Consider the following 15,200-nt stretch of genomic DNA (forward strand, 5'->3'; position numbering starts at 1 on the left):
CGCCGACACTACCTGCCGCCAGTACCGGTCGCACAGACGCCAAGGCCACGCTGGTCAGAGCGATCGTGATTGTTGCACACCTCGACCACGTTGCCCCCAAGGCCCCCTCCGTCGCTACATTTTAAGGATAGGGAAAGAATAGGAAACTCAACCGCGCAAGTCAAATAAACTTTTCCCCACATCTCCTCGCCAATCCGATTTCCATCCTCAAAACCATGACAGATTCTACTTTTCGCCCATTCCCACTGTAAGAATTGATTGCGTTAACACCAAAAAACGGCACACGCCAAACTCAGCGCACAAGCCTACCCAAGGTGAGCAAAAAAATTGCTGTCACCAGGCGATGCGCTGATCGAACTCGAACTCCGGTTCTGGCTGGGCCGGGACTGGAGAACGAGGTGACGGTGAAGCGTCTCAAGCGCCGAGGCGGGCGCATCGAGCTGTTGGCGGAGAACCCAGACTATGCGCCCATCGTGGTCAACGGCCACCTGGCTATCGAAGGCCTCATGGTCGGCTTGATCCATGACGGACGGACGCTGCCACGGTGATGCGATGGTGGACTGCCCCTGCACCATGAGCACGTTCAGCAAGATCGCCAACAGCATTAACGATGACCTGATCGCCCGGGCCTCGATGTGATACTCAAGGAAAACGCACATCACGCCTCCTACCCGTTATAGCGACGATTTATCATTCTTCACTCGCAATGATTTTGACCACAAACGTGCATTCCTACTCTTCCCCGAGTGAAAATCCCACCGACTGCTAAAGGACAGCAATCAGCTTGAGCGAAGGGCAATGTCGAAGTGAGTCAGCCAGGTTTTAGCAACACCGTAGGGATTCCCTTCCTTTTGGGAGGGAAAGATGTCAACCTGCTTGAGCCGCTTCCTAGGCGGCACTTACGCGCTGCATCAAACTTGGATGAAGCACACCGAGCTTTGATGTTTGGCCGTTTGAGGCGCTGGGCGGCACCTTGAGCCATTCGCTGTTGTATGGCAGTTCAACCGTGTTATGAAAACTGAATTTTATCGAGTAGCTTAAGCCTGCAAGTCGGTACGCCGGCGTCTCGCGATCAGCAATAAGAAATTCTCCCGAGCGGGGTTGGTCAATTTTCTGGCTGGTTCCCTAGGCCACCAATACAATGAAATGGGGCGCCTGATCGTCAAATACCTTGACTATTAAAGCAGGTCCAGGCTTCGGCCCCGGCTTAATTCCTTTATTTTCTGAAAAGTGACACCATACAATTTCGCCTGCTTCCGGAGCCGGCCACCAATATTTCCCCATTGCTTCAGAACAAGCTCGATTTGAACGATTTTGTGCGGCCTTGGGGTATTGCTTTGCGAATTGCGACAAACTATGTCGGCGTCAGTTCGCCGTCGTCTGCTTCATGGGCCGGAATCATTTTTTTCGCCAGCTTGCGTAACGCATAATGAATCACTTGCGTTTCCCCTGTGAAACCGAGATATTCGGCCAATTTTTCCACGGTTGAACGGCTGATGCCGTTCTGCGTGTCGGTTGGTCGGAAACGGAGTAATAGTTGATCTGGTTTTGATGTGGTCGTCATGATATTCTTGATGACGGAGAAAGCTATATTCAGTATATCTTTACTCTGTTTGTCAGTTGACCAAAACCTTTACCAACTTCGCCAAATCCATCCCTTCGCTCGGGGGCGTGCCGTTTCGACATAAATTCAGTTCATAATTCAGCGCAAAGTCCGTTTTACCGCCCTCTTTGGTTGGCGTGTTAGGCTGAATTAATTTAACCGCAAGGCGGCTACACCCTTCCTGGTTAAATTTCTTGATTGTTGATACCTCCGCTCTGATTGGATCGGACGCGCCGGTTGCAGTGTGAATTGCATCTGCTTCTTTGTCCTCTATAATCCCTTTGGCTGTGCCATTTGGCGCATTCAATGCCTGCATGAACAACGCCTTCGCGCTAATGCTTTCCGCTGCGTTTGCCGCAGTTACCAAAAGAATGATTGTGGTAATGGTGATAAAGTATTTTGTTACGATCATTGACGACCTCGCGTGTAGTAGTTATTCAGCTTGCGCTGCATGGTGGCGGTGCTATCGGTGTTGATAATGGTTGCGCTTGGCATTCTCACGTTCGCCATAATCTCGTTAAAGAATTCGGTAAGGTCAATTCTCGAAAAATCAAGACTGGAAAACTCGGTTGGGGTGAAGCCTGTGCAGTCCGTGACTGGCTTACCAATTTGCACTCCGCCAGATGTATTTATAATTCTTGCCAAGCGGGAATTGAAGCAGCAATAACTTTCTGTTGTCTGCATACAGGAGCCGATAATTGGAATCTTTATTGAACAATGGCTCCCTGTGTAACGACAAAGGTTCTGCCCTTTTTTCATGGCGAGCATTTTTTCTGGCTGGTCGCATGACAGAAGTTCCTGAAGAATCATCAGTCCTACTTGGATCGCGAGTGAGGTGGGGTCGAAAGCAAAACTGATCCCACCAAAAGAACCCAGTGCCCCCGGCATTGCGCCCCACGTTGCGGTAAAGCCGTAAAGCGAAAAAGACGGACTGAATGGCATCGACGACCCACCGGCGAGTGATCCGATCGGGGTTGATGCAAGCACCGAGTCCAATCCTCGCACAATGTGGAAGTTATCAAACAGCGTGTCATACATGTAACTGCTGCCATATTTCAGTGTCTGTCCACCGGCACTCACGGCATACCCCATGACGGAAGCATTGCTTACTGCCGCACCACCTCCACTCGGCTTGCAGCAGTTAACCAAACCAAACAGTGATTTTTTACAACTAGACCCCTGCCCTCCAAATATACGCAGGCTCACTGCATCCATGTAATTTCCGCCCTGTCGCATGACTTCCATCATGGCGGCTGTTTGAGCAAAATCCGTGTCCGGCACATGACCGGTATTGAAACAGTTGCCGCCTGTGCAGTAGGTGTTTCCACCGCAATCTGCAACAGTGGAAGATGATCCGGGCGCGCTTTGGCAGCGATAGGTTTTTTCGGTGAGACTGCACTGGTTGTTGATAGCTGTTGTCAGGCATTGCGATGTGCTGAGCGCGCATCCTCTAGCCAGCAATGCGCCGCAGTCCGTTTGCGGCGTCCCCAGACACGAATAATTGTCTTGCCAGCTCCAGCAGTCTTTGTACACCGGCAATCCGTTAATTATGCGGGTTGCCGCTGGCTCAATGCAGATGTGCGACGCAATCGCGCAGGTTGGGCTGTTTGCGTACGATTGGCACTGGGTGTTATTGAGGGTGTCGGTCACAATGGTATAGCTATCAGCTACCCTTATTGTGTTCGACGGCGTGGATAACGCCGGGTTGCCACACCGCCATGTGTTATCCCATTGCATGCAGCCTGTGCCAAACGTGGTGTCGGTAACCGCACACGTTGAGCTGACTTGCCAACACCCTGAAATTTGCCCGAAGGCTGAACAATTATCGACAGCGTTGGGTTTGATGCAGGTATAGGTGTCCTGATACTCCCAGCAACCGCCAGCCTCAGCCAGCGTCACCGTGACACCGGAAATCGTTTTGCTGGCCGTGTTATCGACGCAAGTGGAACTTGCCAGCCGACAATCAGCGGCAATTGCACGACCGCAGAGCACCATGGCGAAAAGGATCACTATAGAGCCGACCAATATATAGTGTGCCGTGCGCCCCGAGATTGTCGAAGAGGCAGGTGGTTCGACAAGCTCACCACGAACGGATTTCAATACGGATTTCAATCTGTTTAATGACCGAATCACCAACGATAGCGCCTTCATTACAGTGCCCGCTGTTGCAAGACGATGCACTCATTGGACGTCCAGGTACTTACCGTCGAGGCACCTCGCCGACAACTCAGGGATTCGTAGCTTATTGCTGTCTGGCTGCATTGATAGTTGGCATCGGCATCCACCACAATCGTGCGTCCGACAATACACATGTGACTGGTTGTGGTCAGATACTCATTGCAGACTTCGGTGGTAAAGGTTGGCGGCTTGGTGATGGTTTGAGTCGTGCATCCGGTAAAAGCCCCGATTGCGGATGGGCTGGCATACCCCAATGATGTTGCTGCAAGTGTTCCGGGATTGGCTTCTATGATTCTCGATCTTGTGACATTCGGATCGCCCGAGGTAAGGGTGAACTGCGGTCGCGTTGTCGGGTTGCGCGCCATGTAATTGATGGCTTCACAGTTTTGCTGGAGGAAGGCGTTTGGGTTGACCGGTCCGGTCTGACAGGCGCTCACTTTCCCTGCCCCTGCCGTAATCGTATCTCCGCTTCCCCCCATGAAATAGCCCGCTTCTGGCGCGGTACGGCTGTAATTGTAGTAGCTCGGATTGAAGCTGTTAACCGTAGCCGCTATCGTGCCGTTGGTGATGTTTGTCGATGCATTGGGTATGGCACTTTGCGCAGTGGCTTGACCATCGATAAACGCCTGCTCCACGGGTGTAACGGCGTGTGACAGCAGCGGGATTGCGCCACTCAGATACAAGACCATGGCAAACTTTCTGCACCCTGCTCTCATTGATGATCCATTTTGACTTTGTCGCCAAACAAGCGCGCAGTCGCCGCCCATTGCGGTGACGTGCGCTCGATGTATTCAAGTGCGTAGTCCTGGCTTACGTCGCCCGTAACCTTCACATACCGATCCGGTTGAGCGTAGCCGCTCTCCAGTTTGTCGCCAGCGTCGGATTGAGCGAGCACCAGGGCAGGTACTTGATTCACTTTGAACTGAGTAAACGCGGGCGGATGGATGACTGCTTCGACACGATGATTGCCTAGCAGCGCGCTGATGCGCTTTGACATGTCGGTCATTTTGTCGCCATTGAAACCACGGAAAATCAGTCGCGCACCGGTTTTTTCCGACTGTTCAACAATGCGCAGCAAACTTTCTCGCGGCATCGAGAACGACACAAAGATCATCATCTCTGGTGTTGCTGGCTTTGTTTGCAAGGGCTGCTGGTGGAATTGCTTTGCCACGTCTTCCGGGTTTGCGGTGGTCGCCGGTTGAGGCAATGCGGTTACATCAAGTGCGGGGGAGCGGTATTTATTAACAACGCGCTCGTTGATCTCCTGGAGGATCCGGTTTGATCTTTCCAGTACAGTTTCCGCGCTGGCTTGCTGCACCAGCAAAACAAGCACACAGGCCAATGTGATACGCGACGCGACATTCACCATCAGAATGGTCCCTGGCAACAGTTCCGCTTGCGGAAGATCATGTAGGCAAAATCTTCGCCAGCGGCCGAAATTTCTTTACCAGCGCCCCAAATGACAGTTGTGCGGCCTAGCGGCTGACAGCATTTACCATTGATCTTGTCTTGCGCTACCGGAAAGTGCATTTGGTATTTGTAGTTGGTCTTGTCCATGAGCAGTTGCGGGTAGTATCCACACAGCCCGGAACTCCCCGATGCGGCCCACATCAGCCCTTCGCGATGCATTTTGGCAATGATGCGCGACACCAGCAGGCTCGATGCCTGCACGCCGCCAATATGTGAAGCGACATGTCCGTTCAACGGATACATCGAACCCTGACAACCGGCACACCAGAATAACGTGTTGCTGCCAAATCCAAGGGAGGACGCAACGCAATCCGCGCCACAGGCGAGTCTGGCTACCAGGTTGCCAAACAGGAATGAATCCGGATTGAGGATGCTGGTCATTTCGTCATCATTCCAAAGCGGATCGAGTTCGGTGAGATAGGCCACATCGAACACCTGCTGTTCGAGACACGGACTATCTACAACGGCTTCTAGCAATATCAATTTCGGATCAACATACCAATGCACTTGATAGAACGAGCTGGTGTCAGAGTTGTCTTTTTTTCTTTGTGTGCCGTGTGGTGCGTCGAATCCGGGGTTCATATCAATACCGCCCAACGATGTCATGCAGAATGGTTTTCGCACCACATCGACGTGACGCACTGGCTCCCAGAAACTGATCTTGATGCCGGGATTGACGCCGCACAGGCAAATCGGCGCACCGCCAGGATTCGGCGTGTCCTCTTGCCCGAGCGCGATGGGTAGAGACAGCACGCCCGCACCAAACGTGATCGGGAAAACACAACTCCAACAGATGTCGGTAATCGGATTGGGGAAACGCCCATGGCACTCAAGAGATGCCAGCGCATTCTGTCCACATATCAGCAGGCCGAACGCACAGAGTAATGTTTTAGTAACGTAGTTCATCAATACGCAGCCTCTTCCCTTCTTGTCTGACGATGGCGGGCACCTGGGTGATGGCGAAACGTCTGGTTAGTCTGCCGCCTTGATCGAAATAAACGGGCATCTTCCATTTACGCATCAGCTCCAATGGGGCGCCTGCTACCAGCACCAGCTTGACCGGCCTGTCGGATGCTGCGGTAATTTTTTTGCTGAATTCCAACTGCTTGGCATCGCGCGGATCCACGAACAACAAGTATTTATTCCAGCCAATGTAATCGAGCGGATTAACGCGCGTGCCACGGGGATAAAGAATTTTTCCGGTTGCGTCAGCAATATCCTTGTCCGTGACTATGGAAGGGTCGTAATAGTGTGTATTGGCTGTTTCTGTGGCTTGAATACCCGGTATCGGCCTGGGATGTTTAATGCCCGACATCACGCGGTTTTTGTATTCAGTCTGTCGTTTTGCCAGCTCCCCGGTTTTCTCCATGTGGCGCAATTTGTCCTTGATGAACTCGATGAGATCATGTTCGGCAATGTCATACGTCTTGCCGATGACACCGAGGTCTTCTGCGTGAGCCAAACCGATCTGAGTGGCGATCACCACAGCGTAAAGCGGAGCAAGATAAAAGTGGCTTCGCATCTCACCGTCCGTTTTGCAAGTCTGAATGTATCGAATGCCAGACCAGCCAATGTCCGTGCGGTCCAGTGAAGATGATGATCTGCTTTGTGTTCATGTTCTCAATTCCGGGATGCCGGAAGGTCTGATGCCTCGCATGAAATGGGCTGCAGCTTTGACTCCCACTTTCTGCTGCACCAACAAGTTGATGTCACGCTTGGTCAGTTCTTTGCCGTCCCTCTGAGCCGCTTGCAACAGTTCGTTTAGTTTGGCTATTTGGCCAGGCAGATCAACAGGCGGTGACGATTGATCTTTGATCGCAGCATTGCTAGACGCGCGTGGCTTTGGCGCAGCTCGCTTCCTTGGCTTGCTATTGGGAGGTGTGACGATGTTCTGCTGCTCAGACGCATCGCTCGTGACAGGCTGGCGAACTGCCTTTGTCTTCAGCTGCGGATCGGATGCGAAAACCGTATTGATAGTGGCGCATTGAGGCGCGGTTGTTGCGCGCTGCGGAAAAAGATTGCTGATCGACCGAGTAAGTCTGATGGCCTTGGCTACGCCGCTGGCGAACTCGGCTTCACCTACTTTGGCAACATCACTGTCTGCTTCCATCCAGCCGCGCTCGGTAAGGCCATCCAGTATCTGTTTGGGGGTGAATTCATAACCGGAAAAGGCATTGGGCCACTTGAGGCGCAAACAGCCGTCTTCGGGATGCAAAGCAAGGTCATTCAATGCTTTCTTGCCGGTTCGGAAGTCATCGATCAATACCTTGAGCATTTCACCCATGCTGCCGGTGAGTTGCTCGGCGGTGACAGGAGTTGCTGGCCCAAGGGTTTCTGACTCAGCTGTACTGGAGACGTGCTGTAGGTGTACTGGGTTTTCTGTGCCGGTGCTGATCACTTGCTCAGACGTGCTGGAGAGGTGCTGGGGAGGTGCTAGGTTTTCTGCGTCAACATGGGTTTCGGTGCGGCCAGCAGCTTCGTTGCTGCCAATCACGCGGCCGGCGACAGGCGCAATCGGCATCGTGCTGATGAGCGCCTGATCGCGCAGCCGGATGGACTTCAGTTTCAGGGTGGGGATTTTATCAGTAAGCACGTCGGGCGCAATATAGAAGTAAGGATCACCATCGCCTTCGCGCATACAGGCAATCCCTCTTTCAACCATCATGTCGAGGATGCCATCCGGGGTTTTGGGTAAGCCGGGAATGTCTTCATCGTTTGTGCGCCGGGCAATCTCCTCACCCGCCATCGGCCAGACAAGGTAGGTAATGCCGTTGATATTCCATACTCTGGCGGAAGGTTCGTTGATTCGCCACACGCCCTCTCGCACCAGACGGCGCATGATGTCGGTCAGATACCGCTCGACGGGCACACCGATCTCGTAGCCTGCCATCGCCACGCCCATGGTTTTCAGGTCACGTTCGACGCTTAACTGGTCGGCTCTGACCACATAGTCATGTATCTGGTTGGATTGTCCGGGGTTGCTGTTGAGCGATTCCGTCAACCAGATCACCACATCCGTGCTGCCGTCACTTATCCAGTCGAACGACTCTTTGGCAATCACCGCATCAATCAAGGTGCTGGACACATTGGTGTGATGTCTTCCTCTCCCCTCTTGCCAATGCAAAAAATAATTCTCGATGTCGTGCGCCAACGCCCAGTCATAAACACCTTGGTGGTAAGGTCGCCATTTCTGCGTGTTCGCGCGGTCGGTGACAGTCAAGTCGGTCACCACCTTGCCGAGGTCGTGGCAGATGCCAGCCAGGAACACGGCCAGCCGCCAGCGCGGCTCTATCACCCGCCGTTGCTGTGGCGTGATCACGCCGCGTATCAGCTTGCCCTCAGTCTGTTGCAGTGCCCACAAACCAACTTCGAGAGAGTGGCGCAACATGCCGCCCGCCCCGCGATGATGATGCGCTTGCGAGGCCGGCAAAAGATGGACAAAAGCGGCCAGGCGCAACATCGCCGGGTTGTAGTGAGTTGCCAGCAGCTCCGCGTCAGCAATCAGCTGGCGAATTCCGCCCGTTAGTTCGTGTTGCGTGGCGAGCAGTTCGGCGGGGGCATACACCGGCAATCCCTCCATGAATGGCGGATAGCGCGGTATTCTTTGCAAGTCTTCAATCCGCTTCGCAGACGCAATCTGTTTGATTTGCACAGCCTCATGCGCGCTCGGCAGAAAGCAGAATTTGCGTAGCAGTCGATCAGTTAAGGTATCCATGAATCAGAACAGCTTGAACGCCTTGCCGATGACCTGGCTGGCTGACACCAATCCGACCGCTTCATACCGGGAATCAAGACTCAGCGAGTGATCGGCCATTACATAGTAGTGACCAGCGGGGATCACGCCATTGAACCCCAGCTCCCGAATCGGTCGCCCGGTGCTGGTCGCAGGTTTTGCCTCACCCACGAATGTCCCATAGACATAGAATTTGTGGTCGCGGGATTGGACAGAATCGCCCGCTGTGCCCATTACGCGCTTCAAGAAGCGTGTGCCTTGTGGGTACAGAAAATTGCTCTGGTAGTTGAAGGCAACATACTCCCCTCGCTTGGGGAGGTCGCCCTTCTCTATGAGGTACAGCGTACCCGGAAGACTTCGGCTTACGTTGACGGCAAACTCATACCGTAGCGAGAAAGCGAGATAGGTAAGCAGCAGCAGGATGTATGTTTTGTACTGGCGACAGAGATGCTCGTACAGCACATCCATCTTGCCTGAAAACCAGAATAACGCCTTGAGGGATCGAATGTCTTCCATGCAACAATTGTCGCGCGGGAAGCACAATAAAATCAGGAGAGTTCTGAGCAATTATGCGCAGAATCTGTGTTGCAATTTATGTGTGGGTGTGAATCTAAGTTAATTTTTTCTGGCCATATGCAATTCATATGAACTGCCATGATCTGAAAGTAATTTATCTGCCCAACCTCCAAACAACGGAAGAAAAGCCAGTGACGATCCTGCGAGAGATTCTAAAATGGTCTCAAAGCATCCCGACATGGCAGCAAGACACCATCGCTAGGCTCTATGTAAAACCTGACCTCTCCGCTCAATTGAGATGGTTCATATTCAAAATCGCGGGGTCAGTTCAAATCGCGCAAATCGTGGGGTCAGTTCTAACATTCCAACAAAATGTTTCAATGTTAGGACTGACCCCAACTGTTCCTGATGTGGCGAGCGGGCGAGTGGTAGGGGGCTTGAGGGGTATAGGGGGCTTCGGGTCAATTGACCGCGTGGGCACAAAGACATGCCCACCCTTGTATCTTTCTTTCCTTGGTGGTTAGCTACCATTACACGAAGCAGAGGAAGCTTGAGCCCAACCTTAAGGCTCGACCTTGTAACGTAGATCAAGCCCTCTGTTTCACCTTTCGCCAGCATAGACACTGAACGGTATCCAAGGGGTGAACCCTGCATGCACAAGGCAAGTGGGCGAAGTTGGCTAACATTGAAACAGGAGGTCATCATGTTCTATCTCGGTATGGATGTGGCAAAAGCCAAATTGGATTGTTGCCTGTTGCTGGATGAAGCCAGTGGCAAGCGCAAGATCAAAGTAGTGAAAAACACCCAGTCAGGCATCGTTGATTTGCTGGCTTGGGTTGCTAAACAAAACGTTTCCCCAGAAGCATTGCATATCATCATGGAAGCCACCGGCATCTATCACTAACAAGCTGCCATGGCGCTCGCGGATGCTGGCGTGATGGCTTCCATCATCAATCCGGCGCAGGTTAAAGATTTTGGTCGTGGGCTTGCCGTGCGCATCAAGACCGATGGCGTGGACAGCGTTGTGCTGGCCCGTTATGGCGCATTACTCAAACCCAAAGCTTAGGTGCCGCCTCCTCAGGAAGCGCGGGTACTGCAAGCGTTGTTGGTCCGCCGTGAAGCCATTGCCCAAGATTTACAACGCGAGCGCAATCGCCAGGAGAAAGCCGTTGCCACAGACACGCCAGCGCTGATTCATAAATCACTTGAAGATAGCATTGGGTTCTGGTCAAGCAGTTAGCCCAGCTGCAAAAGGATATTGACGAACACATCGACAAGCATTCGAATCTTCAGAAAGATAGGGCATTGCTCCAGAGTATTCCAGCAATTGGCCCGCAGGTGGGGAGCAATATACTCTCTGTGAACAACCATGATTTCGGTTCGGCGGAACAGTTGGCGGCTTATCTGGGACTCGTTCCGGTGGGACGACAGTCGGGTAGTTCAGTGCTGGGACGCGCAAGAATGTCCAAGGCCGGCCCCGCCAGAATACGCGCCGTGCTCTATATGGCTGCCGTCGTAGGAACACGCTACAACCCACATGTCAAAGCTGTCTATGAACGCCTGCTTGCCCGAGGCAAGTCCAAGATGTCCTCCCTCGGTGCCGCAATGCGTAAGCTGGTGCATTTGTGCTTTGGCGTACTCAAAACTCAGCAGCCGTATCAATACGATTACCTGAAAAATGCTTGACTTTAAAGATGGTATCTACATGGCTTCAACCGTCAAAGCTGTGTATGAACGCCTGCTTGTCCCAGGCAAGTCCAAGATGTCCGCCTTGGGCGCCGCGATGCGCAAGCAGGTGCATTTTGTGCGTTGGCGTACTTAAAACTCAACAGGCATATCAATACGATTATTTTAAAAATGCTTAACAATTAAGACGGTAACTACCGAGCTACACTAGTTCGACTTCGTTCAGGCGACAACCGAGGGTTTTAAAATAGATTTCAATGATTGATCATAAGCACTGGGCTTAATGCCCTTCCTCTGTTTTTTTAAGGAACATATTAAAATCCAAATTTTGGTATTCAAACTTTTCATTCCCTTTTGGAATAGCCGGGTCGCAATCTATGCAGCTGCTCAATTGCATATTTTCTGTTATATACACCCCTTTTTTTGGATCATTTACAAGCTCAATTTCCATTAGTTTGGGTGCTACACGAATATATTCAGGTGTGGGTTCAGTATTATTGGGGTTATTTAAAGTCAGGGTTGCACTACTGTCAGATATAGGTGTTATATGAAATTCCTGAAGCCCGATAGAAGAATAATAACTATAAGATGTAGTATTTACATTACCTATTTGCTTGCTATTATTACTATTATTGTTTGCTCCAGGCATTTTTTTAACCCCATGATTTTTATAAAATTTATAGGTTATTGATTTTAGGAATTCATCTAAATTATAAGGTAGGGGTATTCCGAGTTTAGCTACGAGTTTAGCTATATGAGCATTTAATTTTTCGATATTGTCGGCATTCAATTTCATCGTTTTATCAACATCAACATGCCACGTGCCTTGATACCATTGGGTGACGTTCTGTACCGCGTTCGGACTATTTATGTATACCTGAGGGTTATTATTATTTCCTATGATTTGAACACCTTGTGTGCCATTTTGGGTATTAAGGGTTACCGGACCGTCAGTTGTGTTAATTAGGAGGCCATTCTTGATGTCGACCTGAGTATTCGATATCTCTTCAACTTTGTTGTTGACGTTAATGCTTATGGATTGCTCTCTGTTTTGATCAAGTGATTTAAGGGTCTTTGCAATCTCTTTAATTTCACTCTTACTCAATGTCCCTACTGGTGAAATCAACCATTTTCTAATCTCGCCACTTTCTACATCCCGAAGTTGTGGAGATTGCTTTTGCTTTTTGAGGGTAGCGTCCTTATTAAACATTTTTTTAAAATAATCCACGGAACTTTTGCCTGCTTCAGAAGACGCAGCCTTTCCCGCCTCCATGGCAAGCTTTTTCAAAATTAGGCCGATTCCGGCTGCGTGTGATAATGATGAGGAAAGGAAGAGTATGACAGAGACAATTGCGAGTCTTCTTCTAAGCACAGTAATTTCCTCTCAGTTTTGTTTGATTGAATAACCCAGACATTTGTCCGTCTGGATGCGCAAATAAGCTGGGAAGCTGGGGTTGAATGAAATGAAGCCCAACTTCTCTCGACCTATCATAACCACCTACTCAATCACTTATTTGGCATCCCAATGCGATGCTACTGTTACCCATTCATTTTAGCCATGCAAGATCAATCTCATCGTGCACTCAATTGTTCTATTGTGTCTATAACTTAAATTTTTTTTCAGATGATCATGGCGATCGACAATCTTAATTCGAGTTTTGTTCATTCTATTTCGGACACCGAACAAAAACGAATCAATTTGCATTTTCTACCAACGCTTTACGTTTTAATTTTTGAAAAAGCGGCTGCCATAGCACTTGGTACGGCTTGTAGAGGCTATCGTTTCTTGACTCCCACAGCGCTCTTCGTATGGTTCAGTATATCTCGTTGTCTCTGAATGACTGATAGGGTCAGACTCAATTGATCCTCACCTCAAGCCGCCTTGAGCATGAAGTCCACATGGATGGCATCGAACGGAAACACGATCATGCCATCGTCTGTTTTTGACAGCAGCCCGGCGTTAAGCAATGCGGTCACGTCGCCATGCACGGCTTTGACGTCGCGCTCGACGCGCCGCGACGCCTCGCGGATGGACATTGCGCCTGCACCTGTCATTGCGATCAATAGTTCCCAGCGTTTGCCGGCCAACACTTTAAATAGCAGTTCGGGCGATTCAAAGCTGATGCGCGGCGCGGTAGGCTTGCCGCTCTTCCATGTCTTGGTGAAATCGCCCAGCGTGTCCGTCAATGGTCGTACATCAATCGTTACTGTTTTCATCGCGCCACCTCTTCACATCTTCAAAAAAATCCGTCACCAGCTTGTCAGCCGAAACAAAGCTGTATTTAACTTCCTTGCCACTCACATGTTTATGATCGCCCTTGCCTGATTCGTTGTCATAACGCAGCACACACTTTCCGGCAACGACGAAGGCCAAACGATATTTGTAGCGATGCTTGCTGCCGGAAAGCGGCTCGGGCACTTCCCACAGCACCAGCTCCGCAAAGGCCTGCTCCGTAACAGCAACGCGTCGGTTGAATAATTCGCGGGCATTCATGTTGGAGACAATAACAACATGCTGGCGTGTTGTCAAATTGAACAACACATGAGGTCCTTAAAAATAAACTGAATTAAACGGGCTCAGCTTCGAATTGTTTTTGCACGTACCTCATAGGTTGGCATGATGAAAATTGAAACCGACTCCGATACCTGTGACATCGCTTCATTCATTACGGCCTGAAAAACGCACCTATGGTTTTCAGGTTCATTTAAAGCCCCGCATAGCCTAATAATCGGGGGCAGAGTAATATTATCTATACCAAGAAAGGCAGGGCGACCACAAAAGAAAATAGACACCCCCCAATAAATGCTACTCTGACCCCGTGATTGCTTCGAGAGAGCCCCCTTGCAATGTGAGCACAGATGGCGCACAATTTAGCCATTAGTCTCTGGGAGTCCAACATGGAAACCTCAACGCTCAAGGAAAATCGCCTGAATATCCGCTGCGACAGCCGCACTCGCCAGTTGCTGGATAAGGCGGCCAGTTATGCCCACGTCAGCATTTCCGAATTTGTCCTGTCGAATGCATTGGCATCCGCAGAGCGGGTGGTGCAGGAACATGAATCAATCACATTGAAACCCAAAGACTTCGAAGCGTTCCTGACAGCGCTGGATGTACCGGCCAAACCCAATGCAGCACTGAAGCGCGCTTTCAAGCGTCACGCCGATCAAGTTCGCCGCTGATGACTTATTGCATCAGGCCGCTTGATGCATTCATCAATGCTGCGGATTTTCAGTGCGGTAGCGAGCCCCTGAATGACTATATCCGCCGCTATGCGTCGCAGGATGTGCGCAGAAATATTTCCCGGGTTTTTATCGCCACACCGGAAAATGATCCACGGCAACTGTCCGGATTTTTCACCCTGAGTGCAGGGAGCGTGAGTTGTTCGAGCCTCCCGGCATCCCTGGCGCGTAAGCTTCCCCACTATCCGGTGCCGGTTGCACTGATCGGTCGGCTGGGAGTGGATAAAAAATTCCAGGGCAAGGGGTTGGGTTCAATCCTGCTTGCCGATGCCTGCCAAAAAGTATCGCAAGCCAGCACCGTCCTGGCCGTGGCTGGAATCATCATTGACGCCAAAGATGATGATGCAATTTCGTTTTATAAGCACTTTGGTTTTATCCCGCTGCAAGGACAAGCAGGCAGGATGTTGCTGCCAGCTTCTGTGTTTCAGGCAAAATAGGCTCGCAAGAAAATTGTATGCTGACATATAGACAAGACTAAGCGATGATTTCTAATAGTGAAAAAACAAGATTGGATTTTCGCAGCGCGCCATGAATTGCCGTTCAGGCAACTTTTCAGATGCCCGTTCCTCGGCCTTATGTGCAGCGCTACATAAGGCCGATAAGGAAATAGTGATTAAATAATCATTTGTGGCACATAACTATCTCTCTCATTAGTGTCGGCTTCTGGCCTTTACCAGATGATCATCGACACAACATTGGCATCAATGGGTCTATGATCACGCCACAAATCGAGAGTCGGCCCATTTGGCTAGACAACACTGATGAATCTAGGAT

At 50.7% G+C, this 15,200-nt stretch carries 16 protein-coding genes and 2 pseudogenes; 6 read left to right on the forward strand and 12 right to left on the reverse strand.

The features are described from left to right. Nucleotides 1-254 precede the first annotated feature (254 nt). Both MJ768_RS02255 and MJ768_RS02260 read left to right on the forward strand, forming a co-directional pair. Nucleotides 255-548 carry a LexA family protein gene (locus MJ768_RS02255; protein ID WP_239287701.1) on the forward strand — a complete coding sequence of 98 codons (294 nt, stop codon included), beginning with the start codon at nucleotides 255-257 and terminating at the stop codon, nucleotides 546-548. A 25-nt stretch (nucleotides 549-573) separates the two neighbouring features. After that, nucleotides 574-639, forward strand: a complete 66-nt coding sequence (locus MJ768_RS02260; protein WP_239287757.1) for a hypothetical protein — start codon at nucleotides 574-576, stop codon at nucleotides 637-639. Between the two features lie 715 nt (nucleotides 640-1,354). Here MJ768_RS02260 and MJ768_RS02265 read toward each other — a convergent pair. From MJ768_RS02265 to lepB, 9 genes are all read right to left on the reverse strand, one after another. After that, nucleotides 1,355-1,564, reverse strand: a complete 210-nt coding sequence (locus tag MJ768_RS02265) for a hypothetical protein (protein ID WP_239287703.1) — start codon at nucleotides 1,562-1,564, stop codon at nucleotides 1,355-1,357. A gap of 52 nt (nucleotides 1,565-1,616) precedes the next feature. Beyond that, nucleotides 1,617-1,919 carry a hypothetical protein gene (locus MJ768_RS02270; protein WP_239287705.1) on the reverse strand — a complete coding sequence of 101 codons (303 nt, stop codon included), beginning with the start codon at nucleotides 1,917-1,919 and terminating at the stop codon, nucleotides 1,617-1,619. Between the two features lie 92 nt (nucleotides 1,920-2,011). Beyond that, a complete protein-coding gene (locus MJ768_RS02275; protein ID WP_239287707.1) occupies nucleotides 2,012-3,703 on the reverse strand; it encodes a conjugal transfer protein TraN in 1,692 nt (563 codons plus the stop codon). A 50-nt stretch (nucleotides 3,704-3,753) separates the two neighbouring features. Continuing rightward, nucleotides 3,754-4,470 carry a hypothetical protein gene (locus tag MJ768_RS02280; RefSeq protein ID WP_239287708.1) on the reverse strand — a complete coding sequence of 239 codons (717 nt, stop codon included), beginning with the start codon at nucleotides 4,468-4,470 and terminating at the stop codon, nucleotides 3,754-3,756. A gap of 23 nt (nucleotides 4,471-4,493) precedes the next feature. Then, a complete protein-coding gene (gene trbC / locus MJ768_RS02285) occupies nucleotides 4,494-5,150 on the reverse strand; it encodes a type-F conjugative transfer system pilin assembly protein TrbC (RefSeq protein WP_239287709.1) in 657 nt (218 codons plus the stop codon). Continuing rightward, the gene (locus MJ768_RS02290) at nucleotides 5,150-6,157 is read right to left on the reverse strand and encodes a TraU family protein (protein WP_239287710.1); all 1,008 of its coding nucleotides are present in this window, start codon (nucleotides 6,155-6,157) and stop codon (nucleotides 5,150-5,152) included. Before MJ768_RS02290 ends, trbC begins: the two co-directional genes overlap by 1 nt. Next, a complete protein-coding gene (gene traW / locus MJ768_RS02295; protein WP_239287711.1) occupies nucleotides 6,141-6,773 on the reverse strand; it encodes a type-F conjugative transfer system protein TraW in 633 nt (210 codons plus the stop codon). Before traW ends, MJ768_RS02290 begins: the two co-directional genes overlap by 17 nt. A gap of 90 nt (nucleotides 6,774-6,863) precedes the next feature. Beyond that, nucleotides 6,864-8,966, reverse strand: a complete 2,103-nt coding sequence (mobH, locus tag MJ768_RS02300) for a MobH family relaxase (protein ID WP_239287712.1) — start codon at nucleotides 8,964-8,966, stop codon at nucleotides 6,864-6,866. 3 nt (nucleotides 8,967-8,969) lie between these two features. Next, nucleotides 8,970-9,551 carry a signal peptidase I gene (gene lepB, locus MJ768_RS02305; protein WP_239287713.1) on the reverse strand — a complete coding sequence of 194 codons (582 nt, stop codon included), beginning with the start codon at nucleotides 9,549-9,551 and terminating at the stop codon, nucleotides 8,970-8,972. A gap of 652 nt (nucleotides 9,552-10,203) precedes the next feature. Between lepB and MJ768_RS15250 the strand changes: the two are divergent. Both MJ768_RS15250 and MJ768_RS02325 read left to right on the forward strand, forming a co-directional pair. Next, a pseudogene (locus MJ768_RS15250) lies at nucleotides 10,204-11,186 on the forward strand (IS110 family transposase). Nucleotides 11,187-11,217: 31 nt separating this feature from the next. Beyond that, a pseudogene (locus tag MJ768_RS02325) lies at nucleotides 11,218-11,365 on the forward strand (IS110 family transposase); the annotation flags it as partial. A 101-nt stretch (nucleotides 11,366-11,466) separates the two neighbouring features. Here the strand turns inward: MJ768_RS02325 and MJ768_RS02330 are convergent. From MJ768_RS02330 to MJ768_RS02340, 3 genes are all read right to left on the reverse strand, one after another. Then, the gene (locus MJ768_RS02330) at nucleotides 11,467-12,558 is read right to left on the reverse strand and encodes a hypothetical protein (RefSeq protein WP_239287718.1); all 1,092 of its coding nucleotides are present in this window, start codon (nucleotides 12,556-12,558) and stop codon (nucleotides 11,467-11,469) included. A gap of 500 nt (nucleotides 12,559-13,058) precedes the next feature. Continuing rightward, nucleotides 13,059-13,403 carry an HVO_A0114 family putative DNA-binding protein gene (locus MJ768_RS02335; protein ID WP_239287719.1) on the reverse strand — a complete coding sequence of 115 codons (345 nt, stop codon included), beginning with the start codon at nucleotides 13,401-13,403 and terminating at the stop codon, nucleotides 13,059-13,061. Next, nucleotides 13,384-13,728: a toxin-antitoxin system TumE family protein gene (locus MJ768_RS02340; RefSeq protein ID WP_239287720.1), complete on the reverse strand. Its 345-nt coding sequence runs from the start codon at nucleotides 13,726-13,728 to the stop codon at nucleotides 13,384-13,386. The genes MJ768_RS02335 and MJ768_RS02340 overlap by 20 nt, the downstream gene beginning before the upstream one ends. 356 nt (nucleotides 13,729-14,084) lie before the next feature. Here MJ768_RS02340 and MJ768_RS02345 point away from each other — a divergent pair, with 356 nt between their 5' ends. Continuing rightward, a complete protein-coding gene (locus tag MJ768_RS02345) occupies nucleotides 14,085-14,366 on the forward strand; it encodes a type II toxin-antitoxin system TacA family antitoxin (RefSeq protein WP_239287721.1) in 282 nt (93 codons plus the stop codon). Then, nucleotides 14,366-14,863 (forward strand): GNAT family N-acetyltransferase, encoded by a 498-nt coding sequence (locus MJ768_RS02350; protein WP_239287722.1) that lies wholly within the window; start codon nucleotides 14,366-14,368, stop codon nucleotides 14,861-14,863. The genes MJ768_RS02345 and MJ768_RS02350 overlap by 1 nt, the downstream gene beginning before the upstream one ends. Nucleotides 14,864-15,200 lie beyond the last annotated feature (337 nt).

Origin of the sequence: Candidatus Nitrotoga sp. 1052 (assembly GCF_927312905.1) — a bacterium.
Lineage (GTDB): Bacteria > Pseudomonadota > Gammaproteobacteria > Burkholderiales > Gallionellaceae > Nitrotoga.

Coding starts and splice junctions, on each gene's coding strand:
- MJ768_RS02335 (WP_239287719.1), bottom strand. CDS start 13,403: ATGAAAACAGTAACGATTGATGTACGACCATTGACGGACACGCTGGGC.
- trbC (WP_239287709.1), bottom strand. CDS start 5,150: ATGGTGAATGTCGCGTCGCGTATCACATTGGCCTGTGTGCTTGTTTTG.
- MJ768_RS02290 (WP_239287710.1), bottom strand. CDS start 6,157: ATGAACTACGTTACTAAAACATTACTCTGTGCGTTCGGCCTGCTGATA.
- MJ768_RS02270 (WP_239287705.1), bottom strand. CDS start 1,919: ATGCAGGCATTGAATGCGCCAAATGGCACAGCCAAAGGGATTATAGAG.
- MJ768_RS02350 (WP_239287722.1), top strand. CDS start 14,366: ATGACTTATTGCATCAGGCCGCTTGATGCATTCATCAATGCTGCGGAT.
- MJ768_RS02280 (WP_239287708.1), bottom strand. CDS start 4,470: ATGGTCTTGTATCTGAGTGGCGCAATCCCGCTGCTGTCACACGCCGTT.
- mobH (WP_239287712.1), bottom strand. CDS start 8,966: ATGGATACCTTAACTGATCGACTGCTACGCAAATTCTGCTTTCTGCCG.
- MJ768_RS02265 (WP_239287703.1), bottom strand. CDS start 1,564: ATGACGACCACATCAAAACCAGATCAACTATTACTCCGTTTCCGACCA.
- MJ768_RS02345 (WP_239287721.1), top strand. CDS start 14,085: ATGGAAACCTCAACGCTCAAGGAAAATCGCCTGAATATCCGCTGCGAC.
- traW (WP_239287711.1), bottom strand. CDS start 6,773: ATGCGAAGCCACTTTTATCTTGCTCCGCTTTACGCTGTGGTGATCGCC.